The 19,233-nt window shown below is 70.3% G+C and carries 17 protein-coding genes; 10 read left to right on the top strand and 7 right to left on the bottom strand.

Features of this window, described 5'->3' with window-relative positions; genetic code table 11:
* Positions 1–84 precede the first annotated feature (84 nt).
* Both ABT294_RS11910 and ABT294_RS11905 read left to right on the top strand, forming a co-directional pair.
* Positions 85–4,044 (top strand): ThuA domain-containing protein, encoded by a 3,960-nt coding sequence (locus ABT294_RS11910; protein ID WP_350805344.1) that lies wholly within the window; start codon positions 85–87, stop codon positions 4,042–4,044.
* A gap of 208 nt (positions 4,045–4,252) precedes the next feature.
* Positions 4,253–5,851, top strand: coding sequence for an OmpL47-type beta-barrel domain-containing protein (locus tag ABT294_RS11905; protein ID WP_350805343.1), 1,599 nt, complete (start codon positions 4,253–4,255; stop codon positions 5,849–5,851).
* A gap of 83 nt (positions 5,852–5,934) precedes the next feature.
* Here ABT294_RS11905 and ABT294_RS11900 read toward each other — a convergent pair whose 3' ends face one another.
* Complete coding sequence (locus ABT294_RS11900; protein WP_350805341.1) at positions 5,935–6,276, bottom strand: RNHCP domain-containing protein; 342 nt, start codon at positions 6,274–6,276, stop codon at positions 5,935–5,937.
* A gap of 230 nt (positions 6,277–6,506) precedes the next feature.
* Positions 6,507–7,304: an ATP-grasp domain-containing protein gene (locus ABT294_RS11895; protein WP_350805340.1), complete on the bottom strand. Its 798-nt coding sequence runs from the start codon at positions 7,302–7,304 to the stop codon at positions 6,507–6,509.
* A gap of 309 nt (positions 7,305–7,613) precedes the next feature.
* Between ABT294_RS11895 and ABT294_RS11890 the strand changes: the two genes are divergently transcribed.
* Both ABT294_RS11890 and ABT294_RS11885 read left to right on the top strand, forming a co-directional pair.
* Entirely contained in the window at positions 7,614–8,312 is a 699-nt protein-coding gene (locus ABT294_RS11890; protein WP_350805339.1) for an NIPSNAP family protein, read from the top strand.
* 85 nt (positions 8,313–8,397) lie between these two features.
* Positions 8,398–8,910, top strand: a complete 513-nt coding sequence (locus ABT294_RS11885; protein WP_350805336.1) for an AAA family ATPase — start codon at positions 8,398–8,400, stop codon at positions 8,908–8,910.
* On the opposite strand, the gene ABT294_RS11880 is transcribed toward ABT294_RS11885, so the two are convergent.
* Together ABT294_RS11880 and ABT294_RS11875 are read right to left on the bottom strand one after the other, a co-directional pair.
* Positions 8,892–9,800 (bottom strand): SDR family oxidoreductase, encoded by a 909-nt coding sequence (locus ABT294_RS11880; RefSeq protein WP_350805334.1) that lies wholly within the window; start codon positions 9,798–9,800, stop codon positions 8,892–8,894. The genes ABT294_RS11885 and ABT294_RS11880 overlap by 19 nt on opposite strands.
* A gap of 32 nt (positions 9,801–9,832) precedes the next feature.
* Positions 9,833–10,573 (bottom strand): SDR family oxidoreductase, encoded by a 741-nt coding sequence (locus ABT294_RS11875; RefSeq protein WP_350805332.1) that lies wholly within the window; start codon positions 10,571–10,573, stop codon positions 9,833–9,835.
* A 46-nt stretch (positions 10,574–10,619) separates the two neighbouring features.
* Here ABT294_RS11875 and ABT294_RS11870 point away from each other — a divergent pair, with 46 nt between their 5' ends.
* The 4 genes from ABT294_RS11870 to ABT294_RS11855 are packed head-to-tail and all read left to right on the top strand — an operon-like array spanning position 10,620 to position 13,926.
* Positions 10,620–11,375, top strand: coding sequence for an enoyl-CoA hydratase family protein (locus ABT294_RS11870; RefSeq protein ID WP_350805330.1), 756 nt, complete (start codon positions 10,620–10,622; stop codon positions 11,373–11,375).
* An 8-nt stretch (positions 11,376–11,383) separates the two neighbouring features.
* Positions 11,384–12,157, top strand: coding sequence for a CoA transferase subunit A (locus ABT294_RS11865; RefSeq protein ID WP_350805693.1), 774 nt, complete (start codon positions 11,384–11,386; stop codon positions 12,155–12,157).
* Positions 12,144–12,866: a CoA-transferase subunit beta gene (locus ABT294_RS11860; protein ID WP_350805329.1), complete on the top strand. Its 723-nt coding sequence runs from the start codon at positions 12,144–12,146 to the stop codon at positions 12,864–12,866. The genes ABT294_RS11865 and ABT294_RS11860 overlap by 14 nt, the downstream gene beginning before the upstream one ends.
* A gap of 31 nt (positions 12,867–12,897) precedes the next feature.
* Positions 12,898–13,926, top strand: a complete 1,029-nt coding sequence (locus tag ABT294_RS11855; RefSeq protein ID WP_350805328.1) for an NAD(P)H-dependent flavin oxidoreductase — start codon at positions 12,898–12,900, stop codon at positions 13,924–13,926.
* 57 nt (positions 13,927–13,983) lie between these two features.
* Here the strand turns inward: ABT294_RS11855 and ABT294_RS11850 are convergent, their stop codons facing one another.
* The 3 genes from ABT294_RS11850 to ABT294_RS11840 form a co-directional block, all read right to left on the bottom strand.
* Entirely contained in the window at positions 13,984–14,655 is a 672-nt protein-coding gene (locus ABT294_RS11850; RefSeq protein WP_350805326.1) for a pentapeptide repeat-containing protein, read from the bottom strand.
* A gap of 4 nt (positions 14,656–14,659) precedes the next feature.
* On the bottom strand, positions 14,660–16,138 hold the full coding sequence (locus ABT294_RS11845) for a glycoside hydrolase family 3 protein (RefSeq protein ID WP_350805325.1): 1,479 nt from the start codon (positions 16,136–16,138) through the stop codon (positions 14,660–14,662).
* Between the two features lie 480 nt (positions 16,139–16,618).
* A complete protein-coding gene (locus tag ABT294_RS11840; protein ID WP_350805324.1) occupies positions 16,619–17,770 on the bottom strand; it encodes an acetyl-CoA C-acetyltransferase in 1,152 nt (383 codons plus the stop codon).
* Positions 17,771–17,868: 98 nt separating this feature from the next.
* Between ABT294_RS11840 and ABT294_RS11835 the strand changes: the two genes are divergently transcribed.
* Together ABT294_RS11835 and ABT294_RS11830 are read left to right on the top strand one after the other, a co-directional pair.
* Positions 17,869–18,534: a TetR/AcrR family transcriptional regulator gene (locus ABT294_RS11835; protein WP_350805322.1), complete on the top strand. Its 666-nt coding sequence runs from the start codon at positions 17,869–17,871 to the stop codon at positions 18,532–18,534.
* A gap of 10 nt (positions 18,535–18,544) precedes the next feature.
* Positions 18,545–19,225, top strand: coding sequence for a DNA alkylation repair protein (locus ABT294_RS11830; protein WP_350805321.1), 681 nt, complete (start codon positions 18,545–18,547; stop codon positions 19,223–19,225).
* Positions 19,226–19,233 lie beyond the last annotated feature (8 nt).

The raw sequence follows: 19,233 nt of genomic DNA, 5'->3' as shown, positions 1-19,233 counted from the left end.
CCCAACCTGAAGGAGCCAACGATGGGTCGAAGAGGCCTTTTCGTACAGCCCCGACCACCCGCCTGGCGCCGCGTACTGATCACGATGTCGGGCGCCGCCCTGATGCTGGGCCTGGCGGCTCCGGTTGCCTTACCGGCACAGGCCGCCGCCGCACCGGCACCAGCCCCGGTCACGCCGGCGCAGGCCAGGGCCGGCGCCCCGGCACCGGCCGACGTCAACGTGCTCGTCTTCCACGGCCCGGCCGCCCAGCAGGACGACCCGGTCGAGCAGGCCACGGCGGCGATCAAAGAGCTGGGCAAGGAGAACGGCTTCTCCGTCGACAAGTCGCAGGATCCGGCCGTCTTCACCGCCGACACCCTGGCGCGCTACCGCGGCGTGGTCTTCCTGTCCGCGAAGGGCGCGGCCCTGAACGACGCCCAGTTGGCCGCCCTGCAGGCGTACATCAGGGATGGCGGCGGCTTCGTCGGAGTCCACGACGCCGCTCGCGCCCAGGCGGACTCGGCCTGGTTCACCGAGCTGATCGGCACCCGCCCCGCCGGCAGCGTCCCCAACCCGGAGAAGGTGGTGGAGAGCACGGCGAGCGGGGAGAACCCGCCGAACGAGACCAAGGACAAGCTGTTCGACGGGAGCAACGACACCAAGTGGTTGGCCCGGACGCCGACCGGATGGGTGCAGGCGAAGATCGAAAAGCCGGTCGCGGTGGCCCACTATGCGTTGACGTCGGCCAACGACTTCCCCGGCCGTGACCCGAAGGACTGGACCCTGCAGGGCTCGCAGAACGGGACGAACTGGACGGACCTGGACAAGCGGAGTGGGGAGAGTTTCCCCCAGCGGTTCCAGACCAAGGAATACACGTTCGACAACACCACGGCGTACCAGTACTACCGGCTCAACATCACCGCAAACAGCGGCGAGCCCCTGATCCAGCTGGCCGAGCTGCGGCTGTTCGGCCCCACCGCCGGACCTCCCCCGGAGACCCAGGAACAGAAGGCCGTCGTCGACCTCATCGACCGCGGGCACCCGGCGAACAAGGGCCTGCCCTTCACCTTGACCCGGACCGACACGTGGATGAACTGGAGCCCTAACCCGCTGGGCAAGGTCCATACGGTGGCGCAGGTCGAGGAGAACACCTATGACGCGGGACTGAACGGCAATGGCCGGTTCCACCCGATCTCCTGGTGCCGTGACTACGACGGCGGCCGGTCGTTCTACACCGGCATGGGCGGCACCAAGGCGAGCTACACCGGCGACAAGCAGTTCCAGAGCCACCTCGGCGGCGCCGTCATGTGGGCGACCGGTCTGGTCCGCGGTGACTGCCAGGCGACCATCGCGTCGAACTACACCACCGAGCGGCTGACCGGACAGAACCAGTCAGGGCAGCTCGACCAGATCGGCGAGCCCCACGGCCTGACCATCGCACCGGACGGCAAGGTGTTCTACATCGGCAAGGCGGCCTGCCCCACCGGCCCGATCGTCGACTGGAACGACCCCAAGGTCGGCCTCGGCTGCGGCACCATCCACCAGTGGGATCCGAAGAGCAAGCAGGTCAAGCTCCTGACCACGCTCCCGGTCATGGGCAACCGCGGCAGCGGCGACGAACTGGTCAAGGACGAGGAAGGCCTGGTCGGCATCACCCTCGACCCCACATTCGCGGAGAACGGCTGGGTCTACGTCTACTGGATGCCGCACGAGTCGATCGACAGGGACAAGCGGATCGGCCAGCGAACGGTCTCCCGGTTCACCTACGACGCCGCGAAGCAGTCGATCGACCAGAGCACCCGCAAGGACCTGCTGCACTGGGACGCCCAGATCCACAGCTGCTGCCATGCGGGCGGAGCCATGACCTTCGACAAGGACGGCAACCTCTACATCGGTTCCGGTGACAACAACTCCTCCGGCGGCTCGTCCGGTTACTCAGGGAACAACTGGACCCAGGACTACAAGGGCCTCTCGTTCCAGGACGCCCGCCGTACCGCGGGCAACACCAACGACCTCAACGGCAAGATCATCCGTATCCACCCGGAGCCCGACGGCACCTACACGATTCCCAAGGGCAACCTGTTCACCGGTAAGGAAGAGGGAGGCGGCAAGACCCGCCCGGAGATCTGGGTGATGGGTGTCCGCAACATCGCGCGGTTCGCCTGGGACAACGTGAACAACTGGCTGACCGCCGGTTGGGTCGGTCCGGACGCCGGCGGCCCGAGCGAGACGTGGGGACCGGCGAAGTACGAGACCGCGACGATCCTCACGTCCGCCGGTAACCAGGGCTGGCCGTACTGCATGGGCGACAAGCAGCCCTACCGGGACCGCAGCAACGTCGACGCCACCCAGCCCGCCGACTGGTACGACTGCGACCACCTGAAGAACACCTCGCCGCGCAACACGGGCCTCGTCGACATCCCGCCGGCGCGCTCCAACATGATCTGGTACTCGCCGCAGGGCGGCGGCCCGGTCTACCCGAAGCGGAACGACGGCAGCGGTCTCCCCACGTACAAGCAGGGCGACGAAACCTTCACCGAGCCCTACCTCCGAGGCGGCGGCCAGGCGATCATGTCGGGGCCGACCTATCACCGTTCCCAGATCGACAGCGACAGCGGTGTGGCGTGGCCGGCGTACTGGGACAACAAGTGGTTCATCGGTGACGAGTCCAACGGCAACAACCGCGTCGCCGTGACCGTCGACCCGAAGACCGTCCCGGACGCGGGCCGGCCGGCCTTCGGTGAGGATCTGCGCAGTATCATCCAGACCGGCGGCGGCAACACCCAACTCCAGCAATGGATGGACGCCAAGTTCGGTCCGGACGGCGCGCTCTACATGCTCGACTACGCCAGCGGCTTCTTCAGCCTCCACTCCAACCAGAAGCTGATCCGCATCACCTACCACGGCGGCCCGGCGACGCCGAACCCGAGCGACGCCGTGGCGCGTCCCGTCCGGCAGAGCACGCCCAAGACGGTGGCCTTCTCCAACACGAAGGCCGGCGGCGTGTCGTGGGAGTGGGACTTCGGTGACGGCAGCAAGCCGTCGAAGGAGGCCAACCCGACGCACACCTACGCCGGCTTCGGCACCTACAAGGCGACGCTGAAGGTCACCTACGCCAACGGTGAGGTGGCCACCGGCACGATCGACGTCAAGGTCGATTGTCCGGCGCCTGACACCCGCCCGACGGTCTGGCTGCTCGACAGCGACACCGGCGTGGCCAACCGCGTGGTCGGCGGCGGTTGCACGATCAACGACCTGATCGACGACGAGCGCGCCTGGTCGAACCACGGTGAGTTCGTGAGCCACCTCAACGACCTGGTGAACCAGTTCCGCAAGGACGGCGTCATCAGCAACAGCGACGCGACCACGCTCAAGAAGGCAGGCGCCCAGTCCGAGATCGGCAAGACGAACGGCTACGAGACCATCTTCGACGGGACGGCGGAGTCCCTCCAGGGATGGTCCCAGGCTCCGTCCGGACAGTTCACCCTCCAGCGGGACGGCACGATCCGCGCTTCCGGTGGTCTCGGAATGCTGTGGTATTCGAAGAAGGCGTACGCCGACTTCTCCCTGAGGCTGCAGTTCCGTGACGTCGCGCCCGACGGGTATCGCGCCAACAGCGGAGTCTTCGTGCGGTTCCCGGACCCGAGAACCCCGCTGGACCAACGTCCGACCGGAAGCTGTGGAACGGTCGGCTCGGCCCGTACGTCCCCCGCCTGGGTCGCGATCTACTGCGGTCAGGAGATCCAGATCTACGACGGCGACACGGGGGAGCCGCAGAAGACCGGCTCCATCTACAACTTCGCGCCCAACGGGCTGGACAAGGCCGGGGTCACCCCGAAGGGCACGTGGAACGAGTACGAGGTCCGGGTAGTCGGACAGCACTACACGATCACCCGCAACGGCAAGGTGATCAACGAGTTCGACAACACACCGGGTAAATCGTCGTCCCGCGCCGGCGACCCGCCCACGGATCTGCGCCAGTTCATCAGCGGGTTCGTCGGGTTGCAGAACCACAGCAACAACGACCTGATCGAATTCCGCAACATCCGGGTGCGCGAACTCTAAGTCGGTACATCGGCCGGGTGCCGGGCGGGGGGCATTCCCCGCGTCCGGCATCCCATCCAGGTGACCCCAGCCGGAGCGCGCCGTCCGTTGGCACGCGCGCAGACCGTGAGAGGTGCAACGAGACATGCATGTCCGATCTCTTCCCGCCCTCCTGATCAAGACCTTACGGAGGACGCTCAAAGCCGCTACCACGGCGCGGGGCTTGGCCGTGGTGCTGCTGAGTGTGGCTCTTCCGGCGCTCTTTCTGTCGTCGGTCCAGGCAGCCGCGCAGCCCCGAGTGCGGCTGGCCGCCAACGCTGCGGACCAGGTGCTCACCTGGACCGCCGACAACAGCATGGTCGCGTACAAGTCGGCGCCGAGCACGGCGACGGCGGGACCTGCCACCATCGTCTTCGAGAACAGCGCGGCGACCGGCAACACCACGGGTATGACCCACACCCTGACCTTCGACACCTCCACCCCGGGCTACAACCACGACGTCAATCTCAACATCATCGCCAGCCCCTACGACGCCAGTGGAGGAAAGCACGAGGTCCAGGTGAACCTCACTCCCGGAAAGTACCGCTTCTTCTGCGCGATCCCCGGTCACCAGATGGTGGGGGAACTCGTGGTCACGGGTGGTGGCGGTACGGACACGACCGCGCCGCAGGTGTCGGCGCAGGTGACGGGAGACCAGGACTCGAGCGGCAACTACGTGGGCTCCGCGACGGTGACGATCTCGGCGACCGACACCGAGTCCGGGGTCGACACGGTGGAGTACTCGCTCGACAACGGGGCTTTCACGGCGTACTCGGCTCCGGTGTCGATCAACCAGGTGGGCGCGCACACCGTGCGATACCGGGCCACCGACAAGGCCGGAAACACCTCGACGGTGGGCTCGGTGACGTTCACCGTGGTGACTCCCCAGGAGAAGGACACCACTCCGCCGCAGGTGACAGCGCAGGTGGCCGGCGAGAAGGACAAGGACGGCAACTACGTGGGCTCCGCGACGGTGACGATCTCGGCGACCGACACCGAGTCCGGGGTGGACACGGTGGAGTACTCGCTCGACGGCCAGCCGTTCGCGGTGTACACGCAGCCGCTCGCAGTCGGTCAGCCCGGCAGGCGCACCGTGACCTACCGAGCCACCGACAAGGCCGGAAACACCTCGACGGTGGGCTCAGTGACGTTCACCGTAGTGACTCCCCAGGAGAAGGACACCACTCCGCCGCAGGTGACAGCGCAGGTGGCCGGCGAGAAGGACAAGGACGGCAACTACGTGGGCTCCGCGACGGTGACGATCTCGGCGACCGACTCCCAGTCCGGGGTCGACACGGTGGAGTACTCGCTCGACAACGGGGCTTTCACGGCGTACTCGGCTCCGGTGTCGATCAACCGGGCGGGCGCGCACACCGTGCGATACCGAGCCACCGACAAGGCCGGAAACACCTCGACGGTGGGCTCAGTGACGTTCACCGTGGTGACTCCCCAGGGAGAGGACACCACTCCGCCGCAGGCATCGGCGAGGATCACCGGCAACCAGGACTGGGCCTGGAACTATGTGGGCTCCGCGACGGTGACGATCTCGGCGACCGACACCGAGTCCGGGGTCGACACGGTGGAGTACTCGCTCGACGGCCAGCCGTTCGCGGTGTACACGCAGCCGCTCACGGTCGGTCAACCCGGCAGGCACACCGTGACCTACCGAGCCACCGACAAGGCCGGAAACACCTCCGGTGTCGGTACGGCCACGTTCATGGTCATCAAGGGCACATCGGGCACAGACTGCCCGAAGCCGGGCAAGGGTAACAGCTGCAAGAACAAGTGAACTCGTCAGCCGGCGGGCGGCGAAGGTCGCGGGCCTGTCCTGCGGAAGGGCAGGCCCGCGAACCGGCGTGGGAGGACGGCTCGCTAGAGGCTCGCGAACCAGTCCATGGGGAACGGCGGTTGGGCCAGTGGCGCCACTGCCAGGCGCATCAGCGCCAGCGGGTTGTCGTCTCCGGCGATCCGGTTGGCGTCCAGCTCGCCGCACCCGGTGCAGCGATGGACGACCGCCCACTCCCCGCCCTGCCGGACCTGGATCGCGATCGGAGCCATCGCCGAGGCGCAGCTCACCGACCGGTCGCCGGGCGTGTCGTCCAGGTGCCTGGACCACAGGCAGGTGGGGCAGTGGTTTCTGTGTCTGGTGCCGGGGGCGTCCAGCGGGACGTCCAGACGGCAGCGGACGCATCGGAAAGAGCGGGCGCGTGACAAGGGTGGTACCTCCGAGAGGGCTGACGGCATGTGGTCGGCTGATGCCGTCGTCCGCCCACGCGGAGCTCAGCCCTCCAGGAGGGGGCGTCGGTCCGGACGAGGGCGCGCGACGGCGCTCTCGGTGGCGACATGCATAAACCCCCTCCTTTCACGACGATCGCAGTCAAGCAACCCCCACGCCCGCGACGCAACTGGATTTCCCGCACCTCAGGCAGGTTGCCCAGGGCTTCTTACAGCAGCTCGCGGAGCGCCCTGGCCAGGTTGGCGGGGGCTTCGGGGGCGTAACGGAGAAAGAGGTACGGCTCCGTGAGCTCCAGCTCGATCACGACTGGAGTGCCGTCGGGGAGCCGGACCAGGTCGATCCTCGCGTACAGAAGTGCCTGGGGGATGGCGGCAAGCACCTTCTCCGCCAGATCGACCTGGTCCGGGGCCGGGGTGCGCGGTTCCGCCCGGACGTGGTCCGCGCCGGTCATTCCCTCGGAGAGCATCGGAGTGCGCCGGACGGCGTGGCTGAACCGGCGGTTGAAGTACAGGAGCGAGGTCTCGCCCTCCGACTCGACCATGTCGAGGTAGGGCTGGACCATGGGGACTCGGCCAGAGGCTTCGAGCGCGGCGGCGTGCGCCTTCGCGCGGTCGGGGTCGGTGGTCCTGATCGTGTCGCGGGCGCCCGCGGAGATCGCGGGCTTGACGACGTACTCCTCCCAGTGCGGCAGGCCCTGCGACGACCAGTGGGTGGGCACGACGGGCACGCCCAGGTCTCTGAGATAGGTCTTGTCGGTGTTGGACTTGAGCACGGCCGCCGGGTTGAGCAGCCTGGAGACGCTCTCGACCTGGTGGGCCCAGGCCAGGAAGTCGGCCCGGCGATCGAGGTAGTCCCAGACTGAGCGGACGACGACGGCGTCGTACGCGCTCCAGGTGACGGCGGGATCGTCCCAGCGTTCGGCACGCCCCTCGATGCCTGCCTCCTGCCAGGCGGCGAGGGCCGCCTCCCGTTCGTCGTCATGGCCGCCGGGGTCATCAAAGGTCACATAGGCGCAGATAGTCACTAAGCGATGCTAATACGACGCAATCCAGATCATTCCGAACCGGGAGGCGGACGCGTCATCGGCGGAAGGTGCGTGCCGGTGGGCGGCTAGGCGACGACGACGTCGCATAAGGAGTGGCCGGACAGATTCTTGATCACTTCGGCTCCCTGGCGCTTGCTTGACCTTGCGATCATGACGCAAGGCGATCCTATAGCCAAGCGTGGTCGTTTGGCGACTCTAAGTAATCAGAAGATAATTCGGTCGGCAGACGCTGACGGCAGATGTCAGTGAAGGACGCGTACCGTCCGGCGCGTGATCTACGAGCTGCGGCAGTACACCATGCGCCCCGGACGGCGCGACGCGTTGATCGAGCTGTTCGAGCGGGAGTTCATCGAGTCGCAGGAGGCGGCGGGGATGGGTGTCGTCGGCCAGTTCCGCAACCTGGACGACCCCGACATGTATCCCTGGATAAGGAAATTTCCGGATATGGAGGCGAGGCGACAGGCCCTCACCACCTTCTACGGCGGCCCCACCTGGAAGGCGAACCGGGACGCCGCCAACGCCACCATGCTCGACTCCGACAACGTGCTCCTCCTGCGCCCAGTACCGGCCGCGCTCCTCCGCTCCCCCGCCACCAACCCCGCCGATGTCGACGACCCGTTTCCCAGCCGTGAGCGACCGGGCCTGGGCGAGGGCGCCGCCTCCTCCGCCCTGTACGTGGCGACGATCTACCACGTCGAGGACGGGTTCGCCGGGTTCTTCGCAGAGCGGGCCGTGCCGGAACTGGTCGAGGCCGGGGTGCCGCCGATCGCCTGCTTCGGGACCGAGCACGCGGAGAACACCTTCCCGGCGCTGCCCGTGCGGACGGGCGAGAACGTCTTCGTGTGGTTCGCCCGGTTCGACAGCGTGGAGGACGAGCGCGATCCCTGCCTGCCCGCGCTCGAAGGACGGCTGACCGCTCCCCCGGAGCGCCTCCGCCTGGCCCCCACCGCCCGCTCGGCCCTGCGGTGAATCTCCGCCACGCCCCCGCGAGCAGCCACGCGTCGAACGCGACAATGAGAGGTGGACGAGCGCGACGATCGGGGGACTGATGGGCGTGACCATCGTGACCGGGCCGCCCGGGGCGGGGAAGTCGACCGTGGCGCGGCTGCTGGCCGACCGGCGCGGCCCGAGCGTCCACCTGCACACGGACGACTTCTGGAGCTGCATCAAGCAGGGCTACATCCCGCCGTACCTCCCTGAGTCCAAGCGGCAGAACGAGACCGTGATGGGTGTCCTGGCCGGCGCCGCGTTCGGGTACGCGGACGGCGGCTACCACGTGCTGGTCGACGGCGTCATCGGCCCGTGGTTCGTCGGCTACTTCCGCGAAAGAGGCCCGCTGCAGTACGTCGTCCTGCGTCCCGACAAGGAGACGACGCTCGTGCGGGCGACCGGGCGCGGGCTCGACGCGCTCACCGACCCGGAGCCGATCCTGCACATGTACCAGCAGTTCCTCAACCTGGGCGAGCTGGAGCCGCACGCCTTCGACTCGTCCGGGCTGACCGCCGAGGAGACGGCGCGCGAGCTGGGAGAGCGCCTCGACAGCGGCGGCTACGTGCTGACGCCGTAGACGGGTTCGGGTGCGGGGGCCGATTCGAGCAGGTCCGCGACCGCCTCGCCGACGTCCGTGACCGACCAGCGGGTTCCGCGCTCGACGCGGGGGCCGTGCCGCCATCCGGTGGCCAGCGCGACCGCGCCGCCCTCCACCTCGAACATCCGTCCCGTGACGTGCGCGGACGCGGGCGAGCCGAGCCAGACCACGAGCGGCGCGACGTTCGCCGGGTTCATGGCGTCGAAGCCCGACTCGGGGGCGGCCATGGCGCCGGCGAACACGTCCTCGGTCATGCGGGTGCGGGCGGCGGGGGCGATGGCGTTGACCGTGACGCCGTATCTGCCCAGTTCGGCCGCCGCCACCTGGGTCAGGGCGGCGATCCCGGCCTTGGCGGCGGAGTAGTTGGCCTGCCCGACGCTGCCGAGCAGGCCCGCCCCCGAGGAGGTGTTGATCACGCGGGCGTCGGTGCGGGCACCGGACTTGGCGAGCTGGCGCCAGTACGCGCCCGCGTGCCGCAGCGGCATGAAGTGGCCCTTGAGGTGGACGCGGATCACGTCGTCCCACTCGCGTTCGGTCATCGACACCAGCATCCGGTCGCGGACGAACCCGGCGTTGTTCACCAGCACGTCCAGCCTGCCGTAGGCGCTGACGGCGGTCTTCACCAGGCGGGCCGCGCCGTCCCAGTCGGCCACGTCGTCGCTGTTGGCCACCGCCTGGCCGCCGAGCGCGCGGATCTCCTCCACGACCGCCAGCGCGGGCTCGCCGGACCTGCCGTCGCCGTCGCGGCCCGTCCCGAGGTCGTTGGCCACGACGCGGGCACCCTGCCTGGCGAACTCCAGCGCGTGCTCCCTGCCGATGCCCCGGCCCGCGCCGGTCACGATCACCACTCGGCCGTCACAGATCCCCACGCAGACCTCCTGAGAACGATCACGCACAAATATCAGGAAATTTCGCTGGAAACTAGGTATCGCCAGGCCGGCATCTCGCCGCCCCCGTCCACGTGCACCTGCGCGCCGGTCACGTAGCCCGGCGCGGCGGCCAGCCACAGGCAGGTCTCGGCCACGTCGGCGGGGGTCGCCATCCGTCCGGCGGGGATGGTCGCCCCCAGCTCACTATTTTTCCCGGCATAGTGGTCGGCGGCGTTCTCCGTCTCGGCCAGCCCCACGACCACCGTGTTGACCCGGACGGCGGGCGCCCACTCGGCGGCGAGGCAGCGCGCCAGGTGGTGCAGGCCCGCCTTGGCCGCACCGTAGGCGGAAGTGCCCGGCGAGGGCCGCGTCCCGCTGGAGCTCCCGATCATCAGGACCGTCCCTCCGGACGCGGCCAGCAGCGGGTGGGCGCGCTGCGACACGAGCAGCGGCGCGGTGAGGTTCAGCTCGATGACCCGGGCGTGCAGGCGTCCCGAGGTGCCCTCCAGCGGCGCGTGCGGCGAGCCGCCCGCGTTGTTGACGACCACGTCGAGCCGGTCGAGCCCGGCGACGAGCCGCTCGACGTCCTCGGGATCGCGCACGTCGGCCCGGACGAACCGCAGGCCGGGCTCGGCCGTGGGGGGCGGGGTCCGGCCGCACACCAGCACGTCCGCGCCCGCCTCGGCGAACGCCCGCGCGATCCCCGCACCGAGCCCGCGGGTCCCGCCTGTCACCAGGACGGTCCTGCCCGTGTAGTCGTAAGTCGCGGTCACGGATGCTACCGTACCAAGCAAGCGTTAGGTGCGAACAGGGAGCGGGATGGGAATCACGCTGCGGGACGGGCCGGTCGCCGAGGTCGTCATGGACGTCCCCCCGGTGAACGCGCTGCCCGTCCAGGGCTGGCACGAGGTGGCGCGGGCCGTCCAGGAGGCCGGGCGGAACCCGGGAACCAGGGTGGTGGTGCTGCGCGCGGAGGGGCGCGGGTTCAACGCGGGCGTGGACATCAAGGAGATGCAGGCCACCGAGGGGCACACCGCGCTGGTCGGGGCGAACAGGGGCTGCTACGCGGCGTTCGCGGCGGTCTACGGGTGCGAGGTGCCGGTGATCGCGGCCGTGCACGGGTACTGCCTGGGCGGCGGGGTGGGCCTCGCGGGCAGCGCCGACATCGTCGTGGCCAGCGACGACGCCTACTTCGGGCTGCCCGAGGTCGACAGGGGCGCGCTCGGCGCCGCCACCCACCTGGCCAGGCTGGTGCCCCAGCACCTGATGCGCGCGATGGTCTACACGTGCAGGAACGTGACGGCGTCCGAGCTGCACGCGTTCGGCTCGGTGCTGGACGTGGTCCCGCGCGACAAGCTGCGCGACGCGGCCATGGAGGTGGCGGAGCGGATCGCCGCCAAGGACCCGTACGTGATCCGCCGCGCCAAGGAGTCGCTGAACGGCATCGACCCGGTGGACATCAACCGCAGCTACCGCTTCGAACAGGGCTTCACCTTCGAGCTGAACCTGATGGGCGCGGGCGACGCGCACCGCGACCACTTCCTGGAGAACACCCGCGAGGAGGAGTCCGCGTGACGAAGGTGATGTCCGTCGAGGAGGTCGTCGGCTCCCTGGAGAGCGGGATGACGATCGGCATCGGCGGCTGGGGTTCCCGCCGCAAACCGCTGGCGCTGGTGCGCGGCATCCTGCGCTCGCCGATCGACGACCTCACGCTCGTCTCCTACGGCGGCGCGGACGTGGGCATGCTCTGCGCGGCAGGGAAGGTGCGCAGGGTGGTCGCCCCGTTCGTCACGCTCGACTCGATCCCGCTCGAACCGCACTTCAGAGCCGCCAGGCAGCGTGGCGAGATCGAGTTCACCGAGTACGACGAGGGCATGTTCATGTTCGGCCTGCTGGCGGCGGCGCACCGGCTGCCGTTCCTGCCGACGCCCGCCGGCCTCGGGTCCGACGTGCTGCGGGTCAACCCGGGCCTGCGGACGGTCCGCTCCCCGTACGGCGACGGCGAGGAACTGGTGGCGGTGCCCGCGCTGACCCTGGACGTCGCGCTGGTGCACCTCAACCGGGCCGACCGCCGCGGCAACGCCCAGTACCTCGGCCCCGACCCGTACTTCGACGACCTCTACGCCAAGGCCGCCACCCGCTGCTACGTCTCGTGCGAGCGGCTGGTGGACACGGCCGACCTGCTGAAGGAGGGCCCGGTGCAGTCGCTGCTGATCAGCCGGTCGATGGTGACCGGCGTGGTCGAGACCCCCGGCGGAGCCTGGTTCACCTCGTGCGAGCCCGACTACGGCCGCGACGAGGAGCTCCAGCGCCGCTACGCGAGCACGCCGTGGGAGGACTTCGATGAGCAGGGCTGACGTGTGCGTGGTCGCGTGCGCGGAGGCGTTCAGAGGCGACGGGGAGATCCTGGCGGCCGGGATCGGCGGGGCCGTCACCGTGCTGGGCGCGCGGCTGGCCAGGCTGACGTTCGAGCCCGACCTGCTGACCCACGACGGTGTCTGCCTGCTGACCGGCGACGTGCCCGCGCTGGGTGAGGCGCCCGAGGTGGTCGAGGGGTGGCTGCCGTTCCGCGACCACCTGTGGCTGGTGCTGAACGGCCGGCGGCACGTGATGCTGGGCGCGAGCCAGATCGACAGGTTCGGCAACACGAACATCTCCTGCATCGGCGACTGGGCGCGGCCGAAGAAGCAGCTCCTGGGGGTGCGCGGGGCGCCGGGCAACACCCGATGCGGCCCGACGAGCTACTGGATCCCCCGGCACTCCCCCAGGGTGTTCGTGCCCCGGGTGGACATGGTCAGCGGCCTCGGCACCGACAGGGGCGCCCACGAGCTGCGGCGGGTGGTCACGAACCTGGCCGTGCTGGACTTCCGCACACCTGACGGGTCCATGCGGCTGGTCTCGGTGCATCCCGGTGTGGACGTGGCCGAGGTGGTGGCGGCGACCGGCTTCGAGTTGCACGTCCCGGACGACGTCCCCGAGACGCGGGCGCCCACCGGCGAGGAGAGGCGGCTGCTCGACGAGGTTCTCGACCCGGGCGGGCTGCGCGAACGCGAGGTGGCGGCGTGAGCGCGGCGCCGCGGCGACGCGAGGGGGCGGCGTGCGGACGGCCCTGACCGAGCTGGTCGGCTGCCGGTATCCGATCGTGCAGACCGGGATGGGGTACGTCGCGGGCGCCCGGCTGGCGGCGGCCACCTCGACGGCGGGTGGGCTGGGCGTGATCGCCGCCGCCACGATGTCGGTCGCGGAGATGACCGCCGCGATCCGGGAGGTGAAGGAGCGCACGGACGCGCCGTTCGGGGTGAACATCCGCTCCGACGCCGACGACGCGCGCGAACGGGTCGAGGTGATGGTCCGCGAGGGCGTCCGGGTGGCGTCGTTCGCGCTGGCCCCCAGGCGGGAGCTGATCGCGAGGCTCCGGGACGCGGGCGTGGTGACGATCCCGTCCGTGGGGGCGCGCAGGCACGCGGAGAAGGTCGCCGGCTGGGGCGCGGACGCGGTGATCGTGCAGGGCGGCGAGGGCGGCGGCCACACCGGGCCGGTGGCGACCACGCTGCTGCTCCCGCAGGTGGTCGACGCGGTGGGCATCCCGGTGGTGGCGGCGGGCGGCTTCTTCGACGGCCGCGGGCTGGTGGCGGCGCTGGCGTACGGGGCGTGCGGCGTCGCGATGGGCACCCGGTTCCTGCTGACCAGCGACTCGCCCGTGCCCGACGAGGTGAAGAAGGTCTACCTGGAGGCCCGCGACACGCTGGTGACCACCAGGGTCGACGGGGTTCCGCACCGGGTACTGCGGACGCCGTTCGTCGAGTCGCTGGAGCGCTCACGGCTGCTGCGGGCCGTCGTCAACGGCGCGCGGTTCAAGCGGCTGTCGGGCCTGTCGTGGGGCGAACTGATCCGCGAGGGCCGCCGGATGCGGCACGGCCGCGAGCTGACCTGGGCCCAGGTGCTCCAGGCCGCGAACACGCCGGTGCTGCTCAGGGCGGCCATGGTGGACGGCCGCGCCGACCTGGGCGTGATGGCGGCGGGCCAGGTGGTCGGGGTGCTGGACGACCTGCCCTCGTGCGAGGAGCTGATCACCCGGATCATGGCCGAGGCCGAGACGACGCTGGAGCGGCTCGGAGCGGGCTGACGCCTCGGGCCGCCCATCGGAACGCCACCCATCGGAACACCGCCTATCGGAACACGGTCAGAGGACAGTGATGCCGCGGGCGGCGAGCAGGGCGGCGGCCTGCGCCTGGTTGATGGTCGCGCCCGCGAAGGCCCGCAGCTTGCCGTCGTCGGGCTCGCCCAGGTCGGCGCCGCGCAGGTCGGCCTTGGCGAAGACGGCCCGGACGATACGGGTGCCGCGCAGCCGGCAGTCGCTGAACGTGGCCTCGGTGAAGTCGCAGCCCGACAGGTCGGCCTCGTCGAAGCGGACGCCCTCGATGAGCTCTCCGCGCAGCGAGCAGCCGCCGAGGTTGGCCATGGTCAGGTTGGAGCGGGCGACCTTGAACCCGGTGCCCCTCGACGCGGTCAGCGAGGCGCCGATCATGCGGCAGCCGGTGAAGGACGTGTCGGTCAGCAACGCCCCGCCGAACTGCGCCGAGGACAGGTCCACGTCGGTGAACACGGCGTCGACGAGGTCGGCGTCGTTGAACCTGACACGCATCCCGCCGCCGCCCGCGAAGACGGCGCCGTCGAGGTCGGCCTTGCGGAAGTCGGTCTGCTCCAGCACGCACGACTCGAACCGGGCGCCCGCCAGCGAGGCTCCCCACAGCTCGGCCTCGGTGAGGTCGCAGCCGCGGAAGACGTGCGACTCGTCGCCGGAGAGCCGGTCGGTCAGGGACGTGTGGGAGAGGTCCTCGCCGTCGAAGTTCACGGTGTCACAGGCTACCGGTGATCGCCTCCGCGGCGGCCTGCCCGCAGACTCTGGCCGACCCGTACGTGGCGATGTGGACGGCGCCCAGGTCGGACCGCTCCGGCAGGCCCATCTCCACGACCACGGCGTCGGGCCGGGCGCTGAGCAGGTGCCGCAGCGCCTCCCCCTGCCAGGGGTGGCGGTGCGCGTCGCGGACCGCCACGACGATCGGACGCGGACCCGCCTCCATGATCAGCCGCTCGATCGCGGGACCGGTCGCCTCACTCGCCGCGAGCCGGGCCACGCGGGTTCCCGGCAGCAGCTCGCGCAGCGGCTCGCCGACCCCCCACGGGGTGCCCTTGTCGATGGCCAGGTTCATCTCCGGCGACAGCTCGATCACCTGGGGAGCCGCGGTCAGCGGCAGGACGGGGACGGTGGACCTGCGGGTGATCCTGAGGGCGCGGCGGGCGGCGGTGAGGCCGATGTGGCCGTCCGCCGAAGTGGTGCTGCCCGAGGAGGTGGTCCAGACGGCCAGCTCGCGGACCCTGCGAGCGGCGTCTGCCAGGCGCTCCTCGGGCAGCAGGCCCTCGGTGACGGCGGCGGCGATCGCGTCGCGCACCTCCACGGCGGTCGCCTCGTCGGACCGCTCGCCGCCGATGCAGATGGCGTCGGCTCCGGCGGCGATGGCGCGGGCGGAGGCCCCGCCGATGCCGTACACGCCGGAGACGGCGGCCATCTCGATGCCGTCGGTGATGACCATGCCGTCGAACCCCAGCTCCTCGCGGAGCAGCCCGGTCAGCACCTTGGGGCTGAGCGTGGCGGGCAGGCCGGGGTCGTACGAGGGCACCAGCAGGTGCCCGGTCATCACCGCCTTGACGCCCTCCGCGATCGCCTCACGGAACGGGCGCAGCGCGCGGTCGACCCCGGCGGTCGCGACCACCGGGACGCCGTGGTGGGAGTCGACCGCGGTGTCGCCGTGGCCGGGGAAGTGCTTGACGCAGGCGGCCACGCCGGTGGACTGCAGGCCCCGGACGAACGCCCTGGTATGCCGGGAGACCAGGTCGGCGTCGGCGCCGAAGGCCCGCAGGCCGATGACCGGGTTGTCGGGGTTGGAGTTCACGTCCGCCGAGGGGGCGAAGTCGATCGTGATCCCGGCCGCTGCCAGGTCCGCCCCGAGGTCCTTGGCCAGGGCCTCGGTCAGCGCCACGTCGTCCACGACGCCGAGCGCGTAACCGCCGGGGCGGCTGCTGCCCGTGGCGACCTCCAGCCTGGTCACCTCGCCCGACTCCTCGTCGGTGCCCACCAGCAGCGCGGGGTTCTCCGCGCGTAGCGCCGCTGTCAGGGCGGCCAGCTGGGTAGGTCCGGTGATGTTACGGGAGAACAGCACGACTCCGGCCAGCCCTTCGCCGAGACGGCGGCGTAGCCAGTCGGGCGGCGTGGTTCCCTGGAATCCGGGAAGCAGGACGGCGTCGGCCAGGCGAAGCAGGTCAGCGCTCTTGGGCATGACCAGAAATCTAATAGGAAAGTTTCCTATTTTCTAGAGGCATTTCAAAACGTCAACCACCCGCACCCCCCGAGGCCGCAGCCCCGCGCCCCCGGGCGACACGGGCGAACGAACGCGAGGGGCCGCGACCACGCGGGACGCGGGCGCCTCAGGCGAGCGGTCGCGAACGGCGCAGGGATCGCATGCGCGCGACTGCAGACGCGGACGGCGCGGGCGCGGAAGGGGCCACTACGGGCGGGCCGACTCGGGCGCCCTCAGGCAAGCACACGAGCGGCACAGTCACACGGGTAGGCGGCGCAGACCCGCGAACGCGGACAGCGCAGACACACGGACGCGCGCACCCTCAGGCAAGCACACGAGCGGCACGGACGCGCGGGCGAGCGGCCTAAGCGCGAACGCCAGCGGCGCGGGTGCCGTGGGTGGCGTAGCGTGGGTGGCCTAAGTGACTGGGTGACGTGGGTGGCGTGGGTGGCGTGGGGGTCAGAGGCGTTCGATGATGGTGACGTTCGCCTGGCCGCCTCCTTCGCACATGGTCTGCAGGCCGTACCTGCCGCCGCTCCGCTCCAGCTCGTGCAGGAGTTTCACGGCGAGCACGGCGCCGGTCGCGCCGAGCGGGTGGCCGAGGGCGATCGCGCCGCCGTTCGGGTTGACGAGCGCGGGGTCGGCCCCGCTCTCCTTGAGCCAGGCCAGCACGACCGACGCGAACGCCTCGTTGATCTCCACCGTGTCGATGTCGCCGATCGTCATCCCGGCCCTGCGCAGCGCGTGCGCGGTGGCGGCGATGGGGGCGGCGAGCATCATGATCGGGTCGCCGCCGCGCGCCGACAGGTGGTGCACGCGGGCGCGTGGTGTCAGGCCGTGCTCGCGGACGGCTCGCGGTGACGCGACGAGCAGGGCGGCGGCGGCGTCGGAGATCTGCGAGGCCAGCGCGGCGGTCAGCCGCCCGCCGTCGGTCAGCGTCTTCAGCCCCGCCATGCGCTCCCGCGTGGTGTCACGCCGCGGCCCCTCGTCGGCCGCCACCCCCTCGTACGGGACGAGCTCGCGCGCGAACCGTCCGGAATCGATGGCCGCGATGGCCCGCTGGTGGGACTCGTAGGCGAACGCTTCCATATCTTCCCGGGAAATATCCCACTTCGCGGCTATCTGCTCGGCCCCTGCGAACTGGGAGACCTCCTGCGTCCCGTACCTCTCGACCCAGCCCTTGGAGCCGGAGAAGGGCGTGTCGTGGCCGAGCGGACGCCCGGCGAGCATCGCCGACGAGATCGGCACCATGCTCATGTTCTGCACCCCGCCCGCCACCACCAGATCACAGGTCCCCGACAGGACGGCCTGGGCGGCGAAGTGCAGTGCCTGCTGCGAGGAGCCGCACTGGCGGTCCACGGTGACGCCCGGCACCTCCTCCGGCAGCCCGGCGGCCAGCCAGCAGGTGCGCGCGATGTCGCCGGCCTGCGGGCCGATCGTGTCGACGCAGCCGAACAGGACGTCTTCCACGGCCGCGGGGTCGGCTCCGGTGCGGGCAAGCAGCTCTTTCAGCACGTGCGCGCCGAGGTCGGCGGGGTGCGCGCGGGCGAGGCCGCCGTTCCTGCGCCCGACCGGGGTCCTGACCGCGCCGACGATGTACACCTCGTTCATCCTCGTATCGTAACAAGCGCTTGGTTGAGTCCGGAACGGCGGGTGAGCAGGACCTGTTCGACGAACAAGCGATTGTGCGAGGGCTCATAATGGGAGGCGTGACAACGCGAAAGAACTCCGGAGCAACCGCCACCCCGGCGAAGCGCCCGCGCGCGACCTCAGAGTCGGCATCTGAGCGCCGCGACCACCTCGTCAAGCTCGCCGCGGAGATCTTCGCGCGCAAGGGTTTCCAGGCGACGACGGTACGTGAGATCGCCACCGAGGCCGGCATTCTCTCCGGAAGTCTCTACCACCACTTCGACTCCAAGGAGACGATCGTCGACGAGGTGCTCTCCACCTTCCTCGACGACCTGGTCGCCCGCTACCGTGCGGCGATCGACTCCGGCACCGACCCCCGCGGCGTGCTGTCGGAGATGGTGCGCATCGGGTTCGGCACCCTCGAACCGCACCGGGCCGCGATCACCGTGATGCAGAACGACTGGAACTACCTGCGCCAGATCGAGCGCTTCGACTACTTGGTGAAGGCCGAGGAGGAGGTCGAGCAGCTCTGGGTCGCGCAGATCAAGGCGGGCCAGGCGGCCGGGCAGCTGCGCGCCGACGTCGACCCGAAGCTGACCTACCGGATGATCCGCGACACGATCTGGGTGGCGGTGCGCTGGTTCCGTCCCGGTGGCCGGCTGAACACGGCCGGGCTGGCCGAGCACTACATCACCGTGCTCTTCGACGGCCTCGCCACCGGCGAGCGGACCACCCAGCAGGGATGAGCCGACAGGGATGAGCCTCGGCAAGGCGGTGCGACAGGCACTGCGAGAGGCGGCCGAGCCCGAGAAGGCCGCCATGATGCAGGCGTACATGAAGTCGGCGATGCCGTTCCTCGGCGTGCAGGCCGCCCCGCGGCGGGCGGCGCTGCGGCGGGTGTTCGCCGACAACCGCATCCCCAGCGCGCCCGAGTGGCGGCGGGCGGTGCTCGAACTGTGGCGCGAGGCCGAGTACCGCGAGGAGCGGTACGCGGCGATCGAGCTGACCGGCTACCACCATTACCGCGAGTTCCAGACGCTCTACACGGTGCCGATGTACGAGGAGATGATCGTCACCGGCGCCTGGTGGGACCTCGTCGACGAGCTGGCCACGCACCGCGTGGGCGGCCTGCTCACGGCCTTCCCCGACTCGATGCGCCCGCTGATGCTGGAGTGGGCGCACGACGGCGACCTGTGGAAGCGCCGTACCGCGATCCTGTGCCAGAACCGCTTCAAGGAGCGCACCGACACCGCGCTGCTGTACGCGTGCATCGAGCCCAGTCTGTCCGACAACGACTTCTTCGCCCGCAAGGCGATCGGCTGGGCGCTGCGCGAGTACGCGAAGGTGAGCCCGGACGAGGTCGTCCGCTACGTGCAGGCCAAGGGCATCTCGGGGCTGAGCCGCCGCGAGGCGCTGCGCAACCTGCCCGTCACGTAGGCACGGGC

The sequence above is a fragment of the Nonomuraea sp. NPDC000554 genome (assembly GCF_040300065.1).
In the GTDB taxonomy this organism is placed as follows: Bacteria; Actinomycetota; Actinomycetes; order Streptosporangiales; family Streptosporangiaceae; genus Nonomuraea.
The sequence above is the reverse complement of the archived record's forward strand: the minus strand, read 5'-3'. Positions and strand labels throughout refer to the sequence as shown.